12 protein-coding genes are annotated in these 14,928 nt (G+C 62.8%); 5 read left to right on the top strand and 7 right to left on the bottom strand.

Annotated features, from left to right (window positions below; all coding sequences use genetic code 11):
• Positions 1-133 precede the first annotated feature (133 nt).
• The 3 genes from glpK to RIF72_RS14400 all read right to left on the bottom strand — a co-directional run bounded on the left by glpK (position 134) and on the right by RIF72_RS14400 (position 4,434).
• The gene (gene glpK, locus RIF72_RS14410; RefSeq protein WP_309075535.1) at positions 134-1,648 is read right to left on the bottom strand and encodes a glycerol kinase GlpK; all 1,515 of its coding nucleotides are present in this window, start codon (positions 1,646-1,648) and stop codon (positions 134-136) included.
• Positions 1,649-1,729: 81 nt separating this feature from the next.
• Positions 1,730-2,482, bottom strand: coding sequence for an MIP/aquaporin family protein (locus RIF72_RS14405; RefSeq protein ID WP_309075534.1), 753 nt, complete (start codon positions 2,480-2,482; stop codon positions 1,730-1,732).
• 170 nt (positions 2,483-2,652) lie between these two features.
• Positions 2,653-4,434, bottom strand: a complete 1,782-nt coding sequence (locus RIF72_RS14400; RefSeq protein ID WP_309075533.1) for a glycerol-3-phosphate dehydrogenase/oxidase — start codon at positions 4,432-4,434, stop codon at positions 2,653-2,655.
• 122 nt (positions 4,435-4,556) lie between these two features.
• Here RIF72_RS14400 and RIF72_RS14395 point away from each other — a divergent pair, with 122 nt between their 5' ends.
• The 4 genes from RIF72_RS14395 to RIF72_RS14380 are packed head-to-tail and all read left to right on the top strand — an operon-like array spanning position 4,557 to position 8,496.
• On the top strand, positions 4,557-5,519 hold the full coding sequence (locus RIF72_RS14395; RefSeq protein WP_309075532.1) for a sugar-binding domain-containing protein: 963 nt from the start codon (positions 4,557-4,559) through the stop codon (positions 5,517-5,519).
• 34 nt (positions 5,520-5,553) lie between these two features.
• Positions 5,554-6,450, top strand: coding sequence for an aldo/keto reductase (locus tag RIF72_RS14390; protein WP_309075531.1), 897 nt, complete (start codon positions 5,554-5,556; stop codon positions 6,448-6,450).
• 10 nt (positions 6,451-6,460) lie between these two features.
• The gene (locus RIF72_RS14385; RefSeq protein ID WP_309075530.1) at positions 6,461-7,405 is read left to right on the top strand and encodes an alpha/beta hydrolase; all 945 of its coding nucleotides are present in this window, start codon (positions 6,461-6,463) and stop codon (positions 7,403-7,405) included.
• Entirely contained in the window at positions 7,402-8,496 is a 1,095-nt protein-coding gene (locus tag RIF72_RS14380) for a glycosyltransferase family 1 protein (protein ID WP_309075529.1), read from the top strand. Before RIF72_RS14385 ends, RIF72_RS14380 begins: the two co-directional genes overlap by 4 nt.
• 32 nt (positions 8,497-8,528) lie before the next feature.
• On the opposite strand, the gene RIF72_RS14375 is transcribed toward RIF72_RS14380, so the two are convergent.
• The 3 genes from RIF72_RS14375 to RIF72_RS14365 are packed head-to-tail and all read right to left on the bottom strand — an operon-like array spanning position 8,529 to position 12,010.
• Entirely contained in the window at positions 8,529-9,875 is a 1,347-nt protein-coding gene (locus tag RIF72_RS14375; protein WP_309075528.1) for an MFS transporter, read from the bottom strand.
• Between the two features lie 14 nt (positions 9,876-9,889).
• Positions 9,890-10,891 carry a PDR/VanB family oxidoreductase gene (locus RIF72_RS14370; protein ID WP_309075527.1) on the bottom strand — a complete coding sequence of 334 codons (1,002 nt, stop codon included), beginning with the start codon at positions 10,889-10,891 and terminating at the stop codon, positions 9,890-9,892.
• Between the two features lie 15 nt (positions 10,892-10,906).
• The gene (locus tag RIF72_RS14365; RefSeq protein WP_309075526.1) at positions 10,907-12,010 is read right to left on the bottom strand and encodes an aromatic ring-hydroxylating dioxygenase subunit alpha; all 1,104 of its coding nucleotides are present in this window, start codon (positions 12,008-12,010) and stop codon (positions 10,907-10,909) included.
• Positions 12,011-12,170: 160 nt separating this feature from the next.
• On the opposite strand from RIF72_RS14365, the gene RIF72_RS14360 reads away from it, so the two are divergent.
• Positions 12,171-12,806 (top strand): PadR family transcriptional regulator, encoded by a 636-nt coding sequence (locus RIF72_RS14360; protein ID WP_309075525.1) that lies wholly within the window; start codon positions 12,171-12,173, stop codon positions 12,804-12,806.
• Here the strand turns inward: RIF72_RS14360 and RIF72_RS14355 are convergent.
• The gene (locus tag RIF72_RS14355; protein ID WP_309075524.1) at positions 12,803-14,899 is read right to left on the bottom strand and encodes a primosomal protein N'; all 2,097 of its coding nucleotides are present in this window, start codon (positions 14,897-14,899) and stop codon (positions 12,803-12,805) included. The genes RIF72_RS14360 and RIF72_RS14355 overlap by 4 nt on opposite strands.
• Positions 14,900-14,928 lie beyond the last annotated feature (29 nt).

Genomic DNA, 14,928 nt, shown 5'->3' with positions numbered 1-14,928 from the left:
ATCAAACGCTCCAGTCGCAACGAACGGCTTATGGTGCTGACGATTGAGTTGATGGCAGCCGCGCCTCGCCCGGGTGTGGTGGGCACCGCGAAGCGGGCGGGGCAGGCGCGGCTGCCATCAACGTCAGGTCAGACTACTTCACATCTTCGTCGACCCAGTCCATGGACTTTGTCACGGCCTTCTTCCAGAGCCGCAGCTGACGCTCCTGCTCCTCAGCGGGCAGCTGTGGCTCCCAGCGCTTGTCTTCGTTCCAATTAGCGCTGAGCTCCCCGAGGTCTTTCCAGAACCCAACAGCCAGGCCTGCTGCGTAGGCGGCGCCGAGGGCCGTGGTTTCCACTACCTTCGGGCGGACTACGGGCACGCCCAGGATGTCGGCCTGGAACTGCATGAGTGCCTCGTTGGCGACCATGCCGCCGTCGACCTTCAACTCTGTGAGCGGAACGCCCGAGTCGGCGTTGACGGCGTCGAGTACTTCACGCGTCTGGAAGGCGGTTGCTTCCAGGGCGGCGCGGGCAATGTGGCCCTTGTTGGCGAAACGGGTGAGTCCAACGATTGCGCCGCGTGCGTCTGCGCGCCAGTACGGTGCGAACAGCCCGGAGAAGGCCGGCACGATGTAGACGCCGCCATTATCCTCGACGGCGGCAGCCAAGTCTTCCACCTCAGGAGCGGAGCTGATCAAGCCGAGGTTGTCGCGGAGCCACTGGATCAGGGACCCGGTGACGGCGATGGAGCCTTCAAGGGCGTAGTGCGGCTTGGCGTCGCCCAGTTTGTATCCAAGAGTGGTGAGCAGGCCGTTCTTGGAGTGAACGATCTCTTCGCCCGTGTTGAAGATCAGGAAGCAGCCGGTGCCGTAGGTGTTTTTCGCTTCGCCTGGCTGGAACGCAGCCTGTCCGAAGGTTGCTGCCTGCTGGTCTCCGAGGATTCCCGCTACCGGCGTTTCGCGGAGCAACTGCGAGGTGTGGACGTGGCCGTATACCTCGGAGGAAGACTTGATGGCAGGCATCATGGAGGCCGGAACGCCGAAGACGTCCAGGATTTCCTGGTCCCACTGCAGCGTTTCGAGGTCCATGAACAGGGTCCGGGAAGCGTTGGTGACGTCGGTAACGTGCACGCCGCCGTCAACACCGCCGGTTAGGTTCCAGAGAACCCAGGCATCGGTGTTTCCGAACAGGAGGTCGCCGGCTTCGGCACGTTCGCGGGCGCCGTCCACGTTGTCCAGGATCCATTTGATCTTGGTTCCGGAGAAGTACGTGGCCAAAGGCAGCCCGACCTTCTGTTTGAACCGCTCCACTCCCCCGTCCTGGGCCAGTTCGTCCACGATGGGCTGGGTGCGGGTGTCCTGCCAGACGATGGCGTTGTAGACGGCCTCGCCGGTGTTCTTGTCCCAGACCACAGCGGTTTCGCGCTGGTTGGTGATGCCGACGGCGGCAATGTCGTGCCGTGTCAGATTCGCCTTGGACAGGGCGGAGGCGATGACTTCCCGGGTGTTGTTCCAGATCTCGGCGGGGTTGTGCTCCACCCAGCCGGCCTGCGGGAAGATCTGCTCGTGCTCCATCTGGCCTGTAGACACGATGTTGCCCGTGTGGTCAAAAACGATTGCTCGTGAGCTCGTGGTGCCCTGGTCGATGGCGATGACGTATTGATTCATGGTGACGTCCTTGTCTTTGTTGTTAGCTTTTCAAGTGGTTTATCTACAACGTGCGGAGAGGTGAGGCGAGTACGTGCAGGACTAGCCAGCGATTGCAGGCATGATGTCCGGCACCCAGAGGGCTACGAGGCCTGCGAGTGCACCGCCGGCGAGCGGCCCGACTACGGGGACCCAGGAGTAGGCCCAGTCGCTGGTGCCCTTGCCCTTGATGGGAAGGATGGCGTGGGCGATGCGGGGACCGAGGTCGCGCGCAGGGTTGATGGCGTAACCGGTGGGGCCACCGAGGGAAACACCGATGCCAACAACGAGCAGAGCAACGGCCAGCGGACCGAGGCCCGAGGGGGTGCCGCCGAAGGTCAGGATGACGAAGACCAGGACGAACGTGCCGATGATTTCGGTGATGAGGTTCCACGGTGTGGAGCGGATGGCCGGACCGGTGGAGAAGGTGCCCAGCTTGTTCGCTGCAAGGGGCTCTTCATCGAAGTGCTGCTTGTAAGCGAGCCAGCAAACAACGGCACCCAGGAAAGCGCCAAGCAGTTCAGCGCCGAAGTACGTCAGGGTTGAGGCGAAATCCACGGGAACGCCGGGGGCGTACTCTGCTTTGCCATTGGCGAGCAGGCCCAAAGTGACGGCCGGGTTCAGGTGTGCACCGGACTTTGCTGCCACGAAAACGCCCGAGAAGACTGCAATACCCCAGCCCCACGTCACCATCAAGAATCCACCGTTGTTGCCCTTGGTGCCTTTGAGCGCAACGTTTGCCACGACGCCGCAACCCAGCAGGGTCAGCATCATGGTTCCGAATACTTCGGAAAGGAAAACAATTCCAAGAGACATCTTTGACTCCTCATTTTTCTGTTGTCAGCCTCCTCGCGGGTGAAGAGGCTGTTGGGACGGTTCCGTTGTTTCCGGAACCGTCCCGGTGCGGTGGTCCCCTGGCGGGCACACCTACCCCATTCCGCCCCTGCCGCACATTGGGACGGTCAAGCTGTTTCCGCTGCTGGGTGTCAGGCTACGAGACTGTGCACGTCAACCTTGTGGAACCGTTGCAGTACTTCTTGGGCGTGGCGGATTTCTGCTTCGCGGGCAGCAGCATCCCAGCCGAGCGGCTCGGCCAACGCTGCTGCTATTTCGTTGAGCAACTCACCGGTAACCAGACCACGGAACGCGAGCGATGTCCTGCGGATGAGGACATCCACCAGGTGCCCGATCTGCTCGTGCTCGGCCATGAACGCCAGCTCCCGGACGCTCAGTTCACGGGTGGAGCGCAATGGCGCGTCGTGTCCGGCCTTCAGATAATCGATGACTGCATCTGCACGCGTTCCGTACCGGGTCAGCAGCACGGCTACGCGGTCAGCGTCCAGGCCCGGACCCATGTGCTTCTTGATCCATTCCTGCTCGCCTTGTTCAGTGGCAGGAAAACCTGCGCCGCCGCCGATGGCGAGTTTCGCCGTCGAGACTTTACGCTCCATGCCAAGTTCGCGGAGGACGTCGTTGGTCATGTGCTCGGCCAGGGCACGGAATGTGGTCCACTTGCCACCTACCAAGCTGAGGACGACGGCGGCCTTACCGCCTGGCGTTGCGACGGAGTCGCTGCCAGTGCGAACGCTGCGCTCGATGCGGTAATCGCGTGAGACGAATCCCGGCTGCGTTTCGTCGTGGCGGGGCAACGGACGAACGCCGGCGAAACTGTAGACGATCTGTTCGCGCTCCACCTTGATGGTGGGGAAAACGTGGCCGACGAGGTCGAAGAAGTAGTCGATTTCTGCTTCCGTGCACACGGCGTCTTCGGACATATCGGCGTCCACGTCTGTGGTGCCTACCAGTACCCGATCCCCCATGGGGTAGATCAAGACGATGCGGCCGTCCGTGTGTTCGAAGAAGATCTCGCGGCCGTTGCACGCTGCGAGCAGTTCCGGGTGGTCGAGGACGATGTGCGATCCCTTGGTGCCGCCCATGAACTTGCTGACGGCGCCCATGGCTTGGTTGGTGAGATCCACCCATGCGCCAGTGGTGTTGACGATGACGTCCGCCTGGAAGTCGAATTCCTTGCCGGTCAGTTCGTCACGGAGCCGGGCTCCGTCCGAGCCCATGGACACGAGTGAGACGTAGTTGCTGGCGCGGGCGGTCCCTCCCGGGAGTCCCCCGCCACGGCCCGCTTTCTCGCCATCCTGCAGGACATCGAGGGTCAGACGCTCCGGGTTATGAACCGAAGCATCAAAATAGGTAGCCGCGTACTTGATACCGGAATGAAGTTTGGGAAGCTCGGCCAGGGCCTTCGTCCGGCCACGGAACTGGTGGCGGGGTACGCTGCCGCCGTCGCGGGAGAAGAAGTCGTACAAACTCAGGCCAACCTTGATGAGGAAAGCGCCGCGTTCCTTGGGCTTGCCTTGCTTGTGGGTGAGGAAGCGCATGGGTGCGGACAGGATCCCGGAGAACGTGCTGAAGATCGGGATGGTGGTCTGCAGCGGCTTCACGTAGTGCGGCGCGATCCTCAGGAGCCTGTTGCGCTCAACCACGGATTCCTGGACCAAGCGGAACTCGCCGTTTTCGAGGTAGCGGATGCCGCCGTGGATCATGTGGGAGGAGGCGCCGCTGGCACCTTGGCAGTAGTCACCTCGTTCAACAAGGGCGACGTCGACACCTTGGAGGGCGAGATCGCGGAACGTTCCGACCCCATTAATGCCACCGCCGATGATGAGTACCTTGGCGGAGGGCCGCTCTTGCAGTGCGACGACGGAGTCGCGTTGTGTGTGCCGTGAGGTACCGGAAATCCTGTTGTGTCCCAAAACTGCTCCCTTGGGCTTGGTTCGTGCGCCGCGCCACTCGCTGCTGCACCGTTCACCACTAATCTGGCGAAGGTGGAAAATGGAGTCAAGCTATTTGCACAAACGTGCAGTAAGGAAATGAGATGCCACGATCACGACACTCGGACGCGCTCCGGGCTGCACAGATGTACTACCTGCAGGACCTGACCATGGATGCGATTGCCCGGGAGCTGAGGACGTCCAGGTCCACGGTGTCCAGGCTGTTGTCTTCGGCGCGGGAAACGGGCTTGGTTCAGGTCCAGATTCGAAGCCCTTTCGACACTGGCCCTGAGCTGGAAAGCCAGATCAGGAACCAATACGGCGTGGATGTCCACGTGGTTCCAGTACTGGACACGCTCAACGAAGCGGAGACCCTGGACCGCGTAGCCATGCAGGCTGCACGAACAATCGGACCCCTGGTGGACTCGAACGCCATCATCGGAGTGGCTTGGGGTGCGACGCTCAGCGCGGTCAGCAGGCACCTCACGCGGAAGGTGACCCACGACAGCATCGTGGTCCAGCTCAATGGCGCAGGCAACATGCAAACCACCGGCATTACCTATGCCAGTGACATCATGCGGCGCTTCGGCAGCGCGTACGGTGCCCGCGTGGAGCAGTTCCCTGTTCCGGCGTTTTTTGACCATGCTTCCACCAAGACCGCTATGTGGAATGAGCGCAGCGTTCAACGCATCCTGGACCTGCAGGCTCGGATGAGCATCGCTATCTTCGGCGTCGGATCTGTGGATTCGGACTACCCGAGCCATGTCTATGCCGGTGGTTACCTGGATGAACACGACCTCACCATGCTGGCGGCCGACGATGTTGTGGGCGACGTGGCAACGGTCTTCTTCCGGAGTGATGGTTCATCTGACGGCATCACCTTGAATGAGAGGTCAACCGGTCCCAGCCACGAACAGTTGCGGCAAGTCAGGCGGCGGATCTGCGTGGTCTCCGGCGCGTCCAAGATCAATGGCCTTCAGGGAGCGTTGGCGGCGGGACTGGCGACGGACCTCATTCTGGACGAAGCCTCAGCCCGGCGCCTGGTGAGTTTCAATAGCCATTCCTGAAGCAATCGTGCAAGGAATGGGTAGAGTCGTTGCTATGAGATCCCCATCCAAGCTGACATCCAACAGGCTGGCACTAAACAACGGCGTACAGATGGATCGTCTGGGATACGGACTCTATAAAGTTCCGGCCAAAGACGCAGAAGCCTTGGTTGCCACCGCTTTGGGCGAGGGGTACCGACGATTTGATACTGCGGCGATGTACGGCAACGAAGTCGGAGTGGGCCGCGCTCTGGGTGGGGCCATCGGGGATGCAGCGGAAGCCAACAGAGGTACCGGCGGCTCCGGCGAGTCGGTGCACGCACTGGCGCGCGAGGACCTCTTCGTTACCACCAAGGTCTGGAACGATGATCAGGGCTACGATGCGACATTGCGGGCTTTCGACACGTCCATAGCCAACCTTGGACTTGATTACGTGGACCTCTACCTCATCCATTGGCCGTGCGCCGGCCGGGGATTGTTCGTGGAAAGCTATAAAGCCATGGAAACCCTCTACAGGGAGGGCAAAGTCCGGGCCATAGGTGTTTCCAATTTCCAGCCCGGACACCTCGATGAGCTCATGCAAAAGGCAGAGGTTGTTCCGGCAGTCAACCAGATAGAACTTCACCCCTGGTTGCAGCAGACCAGATTGCGTACATTGCACGAACAACTCGGCATCCGTACCGAGGCGTGGAGCCCCCTTGGCCGCGGACAGGTCCTGGCTGACCCCGCAATCGTCTCGCTATCAGAAAAGTACGGCCGGACTCCGGCCCAGGTCATTCTGCGGTGGCATCTTCAGCTGGGGAACCTTGTCATCCCCAAGGCAAGCTCAGCGGGACGAATCAAGGAAAACTTCGCCGTCTTCGATTTTGAATTGGACGCTGCGGACATGGACGGCATAGCCGCACTGGAACGCCACCATCGGACCGGGTCCCACCCGGACAACGTGAATTAGGAATAGACGAATGGACAAAGTGGACACCGCGCACTCCCCGCAGGGTGGGCAGGCCCCCGGCGAATTCTTCAGCGGATCCTTGCCGGGGCGCACGCATGCCTCGGAAGTTGAGGTGGATGGCAGCAAGGTAGCTTACTGGACCTACGAACCGGTCACCGTCACTCCCATGACACGCACCATCCTGGTGATCCACGGTTTCCGGGGTGACCACCACGGGTTATTGCGCGTAGCCGACCAACTTCCCGAGATGCGGATAGTCATGCCGGACTTGCCGGCTTTCGGAAGTTCGGAGCCCTTCGTCCAGGATGAACACAGCGTTGAGCGCTATGGAAAGTTCATCTCCGGTTTCATGGCCGCGCTCGAGTTAAGTGACGAGACTGTCCTGCTGGGCCATTCCTTCGGCTCCATTGTGGCCAGCCACTTCGCCGCCGTGAACCCCGGAACCGTCTACCCGCTGATCCTGATCAACCCCATTGCTGCGCCTGCGTTGGAGGGCCCCAAGGGCATCATGACCAAGCTTGCGGTGCTGTACTACCAGGCGTCCGCCAAGCTTCCCCGCCCGCTTGGACTCGCGGTCCTTCGAAATCGGGTGATCGTTCGCGTCATGAGCATCACCATGGCCAAAACCAAGGACAAAGCCCTGCGCCGCTTCATCCATGGCCAGCATGATTCCTATTTCAGTGCCTTCGCGGACAGGAAAAGCCTGCTCGAAGCGTTCAAAGCTTCAGTCTCAGGCAACGTGGCCGAGGTCGCCGGGAAGCTGACTCTTCCCGTGCTGCTGATCGCCGGCGAAAAAGATGAGATCGCCACTCTTCCCAACCAGCACAAACTCGTGAAGCGACTACCTGATGCAAAGCTGGAAGTGATCTCCGACGTCGGGCATCTCATCCACTACGAGACGCCGGTTCCGGCCGCTGAAGCAATTCGCACCTTCCTGGAGGAACATCCCGCGTGAAAATTGTCATCGACGCCCGCTTTACCCGAACGGCCCATCACGATGGCATCAGCCGCTACGGTTCCAGCCTCATAGCCGCAACATCCAAAATCGCCGATGTCACCATGCTCATCAGCGACAAGCGCCAACTCGCGCTACTGCCCGACGTCCCATACGTGATGGTCAACAGTCCGCTGTCGCCCATGGAATTGTTCGTCGCCCGCAAGGTTAACCCCCTTGATGCTGACGTGGTGGTGTGTCCCATGCAGACCATGGGCACCCTGGGGCGCCGCTACGGACTGGTGCTTACCCTCCACGACCTCATCTACTATGAACACCCCACTCCCCCGGGGTTCCTGCCAGCCCCCGTGCGCCTTCTGTGGAGGCTTTACCACAAGGCGTTCTGGCCGCAGCGGCTCCTGCTCAACCGCGCCGACATCGTGGCCACCATCAGCCGCACTACTGAGGCCCTCATGGCCAAGTACCGTCTGACCAAGCGTCCCGTGCGCATTGTGGGCAACGCGCCCCAACCGGGCCAAACGCCCCGTGACCCTGAAGCGGGCGCAGACAAGTCCCTCCTCTACATGGGTTCGTTCATGCCCTATAAGAATGTGGAGACGATGATCCGGGGCATGGCCGGGTTGACGGACTACAGCCTGCATCTACTGAGCCGGATCACGCCGGAGCGCAAGGCGGAGTTGGAGGCAATGGTTCCGCGTGGCGCCGAGATCCATTTCCACAACGGCGTCACTGACGCCGAGTACGACGAACTCCTGCTACGGGCCACAGCGCTGATCAGCCTCTCGCGCGCTGAAGGCTACGGCCTGCCACTGGTGGAGGCCATGGCGCTGGGTACACCTGTCATTGCCAGCGATATCCCCATCTTCCGGGAAGTAGGCGGGGATGCCGTCAGCTACGTAGATCCGGAGTCACCCACGGAGTTCGCGGCTGCCGTGACAGCGCTGGGCAATGACACACTCTGGCAGCAACGCTCACGCAGGTCCGTGGAACGCGCTGCCGAATTCAACTGGGACGAATCGGCCCGCCAACTCCTCGCGGCGGCCGAAGAAGTGGCGTCCATGCGCGCACGCAAGACCCGGGAACGCGCTTAGCGCACTCCCGGGTCCAATGGGGCGGCACCCTGTCATCCGGTAGTCGCTCTTGACGCAGGGTGGTTGGTTGCGGAGGACACATTCTCTTCGTAGGGCCGCAGCCGGAACAGGGCGACGGCCGCGAGGAGGACCACCAGGGCCACTCCGATGTAGAGCTGGTGGGGGTTCCATCCGCTGTCGAGCAGCGCGCCGACCGCAATGGGAGCGAGGATGGCACCGGCCCGGCCGATGCCAATCCCCCAGCCCACACCGGTGGTGCGGACCCCAGGCTCGTACGTCATGGGAGCCACGGTGTAGAGGCCAGCGATGCAACCGTTGACGAGCATCCCGACGACCACGCCGGACGAGAACGCCAGCAGCGGCAGGGGGCTCGTGGTGATGAACAGGACGAGGGTCACGGCCGAGAGCACGGTGAAGACCATGAGGGTCAACCGCGCGTCCCACCGGGTGGTGAGCACGCCGTAGAGCAGCGAACCGAACGTTCCGCCCATGGTGAGCATGAGTCCCCCGATGATGCCCTGCTGCTCCGTCATCCCTGATTCCACGAGCAGCCGGGGCGTCCAGGAGTTGGCGAAGTAGAAGCCGAACATGATGACGAAGAAGGAGATCCAGAGCAGGATGCTGGCCGTGCGGTACCGCGGGCTCAGGAGCACGGCCACGCTGCCCTGCTGCTTACCGGCGACCACAGGGGCAGGCCCGAGATTGACCTCGCCCTGGAGACCCAGACGGCCGGCGATGCGCTGGAGCTTCCCGGCCGCGCCGTCCGGTCGCCGGGTGCGGAGGTAATCGACGGACTCTGGCATGAGGACAACCACCAGAGCGATCGCCAAGAGAGTCAGCAGGCCACCAACGAGGAACACGGAGCGCCACCCGAAGGCGGGGATAAGCTGGGTCGCTCCCATGCCACCGAGCGTGGCACCTACTCCATAGCCCGCGGTGAAGATGCTGACGGACATACCGCGACGGCGGGCATTGGCGAACTCACTCGTGATCACAGTCGCGGAGGCGAGGATGCCGCCCACACCCAGTCCTGTGACGACGCGCCATATGCCGAGCTCGAGCGCGGAGTTCGCTGTTGTGGACAGCAACAGTCCGACGGCGTTGATCGCCAGTGCCACGATGAGGATCTTGCGCCGGCCGTAGCGGTCCGCGAAGGGCCCGAGGACGAGCGAACCCACGGCCATACCGATGAGGCCCGCGCTGAGCAGCCACCCAAGCTGGGAACCGGAGAGTCCGAACTCCTTGGTCACGGATGTGGCTGTAAAGGCCATGGCCAGCACGTCGTAGCCGTCGAGGGCGTTGAGGAAGGTGGTCACCGCGATGATGAGCCACTGGTAGGACGACATCTTGGATGCGTCGATCTGGTGTCTGATGTCCATGGTACTGATGCCTCTCAGGGAACGTCGATGGTGAGGATGGTGGGACGGGGTGTCAGGTCTGTGCCCGGTTCGGCAGCGACCACCCGCGAGACGCAGCAACACATTTTGGTGTTGGGTTCCTTCTGGCGGTCCGAGTAAAAAACGTCGCGGTGGTCGATCCGTCCGGCGAGCTCAAGGACCTTGACCTGGCACAGGCCGCACTCGCCTTTGCGGCAGTCCGACATCATGTCCACACCATCGCGCTCGAGGGCCTCCAGCACGGACTCATCGGAGCCGACATGTGTCTCTACCCCCAGCCGCGGTATCCGCACGGTGAATGGTTCTGCCTCGTACCAGCCGCTGTTGCCGAAAGTCTCGTAGCGCAGGTTCGTGGGTTCGAGCTCCCGCTCGGTCCATGCACGGCGGACAGCGTCCATGAGCCGAATGGGCCCACACATGTAAAACTCTGCGTCCTCGGGGGCTGAGCCCACGAGAGCCCGGACGTCAAGGGCAACCCCCTCCGCGTCGATGTGCGCCTCGAAACGGTCTCCGTGCATGGCGGCGAGGTCATCCAGGTAGGCCATCGCATCCCGGGAGCGGGCCACATAGACGAGGCGGTAGTCGGCGCCGAGGCGGCGCAGCAACGCGGCCATCCCGGCGATTGCGGTGATGCCGATGCCCCCGGCAAGCAAGACGTAGGAGGGGGCTCCGATCCGAAGCGGGAAGTTCTGCAACGGCTGGGTGATCTCCAGGCGCTGCCCGGGCTGGAGAGAGTGCATGAACACGGATCCGCCCCGGGAGGTGGGGGTCCGGAAGACGCTCAGGGCGAGGTGCGTGCCATCGTCGGCGGCGTTGACCACGGAGTATGAGCGGACGTGCTGCTCGCCTTCGATGGTCGTGCGGACATCCACGTGCTCGCCGGGACGAATGGCGCAGGGACGCTCTGGACGCAGGACGATACGGCGGATGTTCTCGGCCACGTCGGATACGGCGTCGACGACGGCCTGCTGCCAGAGGATGTGATGGGAATCGGCCACGGTTCTCTCCCCTGCTCAGCTGCCCGGCAGGGCGGCGAGGCGGCCCTCGGCTTCGAGCGCACGCTCCAGGAGCCGGCGCACCCACATCCCGCCCATGTCGATGTTGAGGTTGTAGAACTCGTAGTCGGGGTTGGCGTCGATGGCCGCCTGCTGCGCAAGGAGCATGGCCTCGTCTTCGCCGAAGACCCCGTGCACGCCGTTGCGCAGCTGTGTGGTGATGAGCTGGCTCTCCAACCGGTAGTTGCGCATGAACGCCCAGAAGTAGTGGCAGGAACGTTCGGTCTCCGGCGTGATGGTGTTCATGACGTAGCCGTTCACCCCGCGGGAGCGGTCGCCCTCGGGGGCTCCGGTCCCGGCCTCGGCGACCCCGACGTCGATGCAGATGGTGGACGGGAAGTAGTAATGGATGATCTGCCAGCGGTCCACCTTTCCCTCGAAGTCCGGGAACTTGTCCCGCATGTTCTTCAGCCAAAATGGCGGCGCGTCAATGTTGCGCATCCAGCGGGTGACAGTGACAGATGACTCGTCGTGGGTCACCTCAAACTCGGACTCGGACAGTTCCTCTTGCCCGATCGAGGAGCTGTGCACGAACTCCTCATGGGTGAGGTCCATGAGGTTGTCGAGGACCAGCTGGTAGTTGCACGGGGCGTGGATGGTCTCGCCGTCTCCTGCCCACTCGGGGCTGTCCAACTGGTGCATGTCCGGCACCAGGCCCGGGTCGGCCTTCGTAGGGTCACCCAGCCACACCCACACGTAGCGGTATCGCTCCACCACAGGGAACGAGGGAACCGTGGCCGAAGGATTGAGTGTTTCCTGCGCAGGCATCGAGGTGCAACGGCCAGCAGCGTTGTAACGCAGCCCGTGGTAAGGGCACTGGATCTCGTCGCGGCCCACAAGCTTACCCTGGGACAGCGGGGCAAGACGGTGCCAGCAAGCGTCGGCCAGTGCGACGGCGCGGCCGTCTCCTGTTCGGTAGAGGGCCAGAGGGCGACCCGCGACGGTGCGGGCCAGAATCCCCTTGGCGGAAATCTCATGATCCCACCCCGCCACGAACCATGCGTTGAGCGGAGAGGGCAGGAGCTTGGCGGTGGATGTGGTCTTTATTGCGGAGACGGTCATGAAGCGGTCCTCATCTTTGAGCGGGCCAGACAGAAGAAATAACTATCAGCATAGTTATTTGGTGACGTGGCACACATACTATCTATCTCGATAGTGGTTTGCAAAGCTCTTCTGAAGCTAAGCTGTGAGGGCCCGCATTGCCGACCTGAAAGGAGTACCCGTGACCCTTCGCTCAGCCCTGCTGGCACTGCTGTCCTCAGGTCCGCTGACGGGCTACGACCTGGTGAAGCAGTTCAGCTCCTCCGTGGGCCACGTCTGGCATGCCCCCGACTCCCAGATCTACCCGGAGCTGCGTAGGATGCACGCCGAGGGCCTACTCTCCAGCAGGCCTGTGCCATGGGGCACCCGCGGAGCGACAAAGACGGAGTATGCCCTCACACCGGCAGGCGAGGCGGCTCTGATCGAGTGGCAGAATCAGCCGCTCACCTACGTCCGGGACCGGGACCCCGCCCGCCTCAGGGCCGCTTACTTCGAGTGGGCACCGTCCGGCGTGGCGGCCGCGCAGCTGCGAGCTCACATCGCTCATTACGACGAACAACGCCTCCAAACGCTGCACATGATCCAAGCTCTCGAGCAGCGCACCCACCCCACGCTCGCCCGGCGCCTCACACGGTACTCCGAAGAGGAACGGGAGCATATTGTCCGCTTCAAGGTCTTCGCCTATGAAGGTCAGCTTGCCCATGCCGAACAGGAGATTGCCTGGGCGAAGCGCGGCCTGCAGATACTTGAGGATATGGAGAAATCAGGAACGACTGATCCGGTGACTGGAATGCTGCCAGCAGGCAACGGCAGCTAAAGAACGTCAACCCCATCCAGACGCAGCTGTACCGGACCCGACGTCCGTTTGGCGGCGTTTGCTGCCTTCACAGCGCGCATGGCACGGGTGGCCGTCGCAGCGTCAGCGTAGGGAATGAAATAGAGCGTCCTGACCTCTGCATCGTTCTCAGCGGCTGACGGTTGGGCACCGCCGAACAGCTGCACGGGAGCGGGTCCGGCTTTGCGAAGTTTCGCTGCCGATGCCAGCTCGGCGTTGGCTTCCAGCGCGTCACTGAAATGCACGACGTCGGCCCTTGAGCCGGTTACGGAAGCCACCCTGACCGCTGGGGGCAGCTGGAGTTCCTTCCGAAGGGCCAGTTCCCTTGATGCGTAGCCGGAAGCGTCCCACCTCAAGAGTGCTCCCGTCGCAGCGGTATCGTCCGCGGTAATCACGACGAGTCCACCTTGGCCTGCCGGCTTCACGAGGGAGGCGGCATTGAACCACCGGCGAACAGTGTCCTCCCCCGCCCGCAGGTTCTCGCGCCGGAGCAGCGAGTTGCCGTCCAGCAGCAGGGCGGCCGCATAACCGTCTGGCGCAACCGGCTCGGCACCCACCGTAGCGACAACCAACGCGGGCGCGTCGGGGACAGTTGCCTTGATGTGTTCGCCGGAGGACGTCACCACGGCCTTGCCGGGGAACGCCCGCCCCAGCTCCTCAGCAGTCCGCATGACTCCGGCCGCTCCACGGCGCAGCTTTGTCCCGCTGCAGTGGGTGCAACGCCATTGTGGGGCTGGAGTGGAACACCATCGGCAGGCCGGCATGGCAGAACTGCTGGAGACCGCAAGCGGCCCCTGACAGGCGTTGCACCGTGCCAACTCGCGGCATGTTTCGCATACCAGTGACGGAGCGTAGCCGGCCCTGGCCACCTGCACCAGGACAGGCCCACGCTCCAGCCCCTCTTTCGCCGCACGCCACGCGGCTCCCGGCAGGCGGGCAATGCGTGCAAGGGGGTCGCGTTCCTGCTCGTAACTATCAGCGGTGTTGAGGACACGCGGCACCGTGCAGCGGACAGTTGTGCGCGCTGCTTCGATAGGCACCGCCCACTGCATCTCAACGAGGCGTTGGAGTTCGGTGCTGCGGCTATGGGACGCCATAAGGCAGGCGGCATTCTCCTGCTCGGCCCGAAGCAAAAGGACCTCCCTGCTGTGTGCATAGGGAGCCCTCTGTTCGATGTGGAGGTCATCACCGTCGTCCCAGCACACCACCAGGCCAAGATCCTTGACGGGCGCATAGGCCGCCGAGCGGGTTCCGATGGCAACGCCCGCGGCACCGCTCAGAAGCCGCAGGAAATTCCGGTAGCGGGGCGTTTGGCCATCATCCGCAGTGAGCCGGGCAACGTCGGACGTCGGCAGGACCTTGGCCAGTGCAGTCTCCAACTGCTCAAGATCCCGATAATCCGGTACCACCACCACAGCTCCGCGCCCGGAGGCCCGTACAGTAGCCACAGCAGACGCCACGAGGGCCGGCCAACTTTCAGGGCCGAACCCTTGAAGGGCCGTGAGGACTGCCTTGGGCGAACCCCCGCTGGCCAGGTGCTGCAGGTATGCCGCCCCGTTCGCGTAAGAACCCCAAGCATGGGCATCCGGGGCGGGCTTCAGATCCTCTAAAGCGGCATCGAGATCCCCGGCCAGCAGCTCCTTCTCCACCTTCGCTACCCGTGGAGGAATTGCCGTTCGAAGGACGTCGCTCAGCGTACCGGCGTAACGGGCAGCGACAGTCCGGGCAAGCTCCATAGTGACCGGAGCCAGGACCGCTACGGGGGAAACAAGTTTATGGAGTGGAGTCAGCGGGTGGGCCGCATCGGAATCCGCGCGGCGCTCAGCAATGTAACCATTCAGTTCCTGGCCGTTGAACTTCACCTTCACACGGACACCGGGGACCGCAGTTTCGGCGAGCTCGGCGGGAACACTGTAGTCAAAGGGCCTGTCGAGATGCGGCACGGACGACTCCAGCACCACGCGGGCCACCGGATTCTCCGACGCCAAGGGCGGTCCGTTGACCGGCACCCTATCCGGAAATCCCTGAAGCAGCGAAGGTTGAAGCAGGGACGGTTGGGCCTCGTGTCCTGTCATGCTCGTCACCTCCAACTCATCGCGCGGAA

Source organism: Paenarthrobacter sp. (assembly GCF_031180005.1).
In the GTDB taxonomy this organism is placed as follows: domain Bacteria; phylum Actinomycetota; class Actinomycetes; order Actinomycetales; family Micrococcaceae; genus Arthrobacter.
This window is presented reverse-complemented; position numbering and strand designations above follow the sequence as displayed.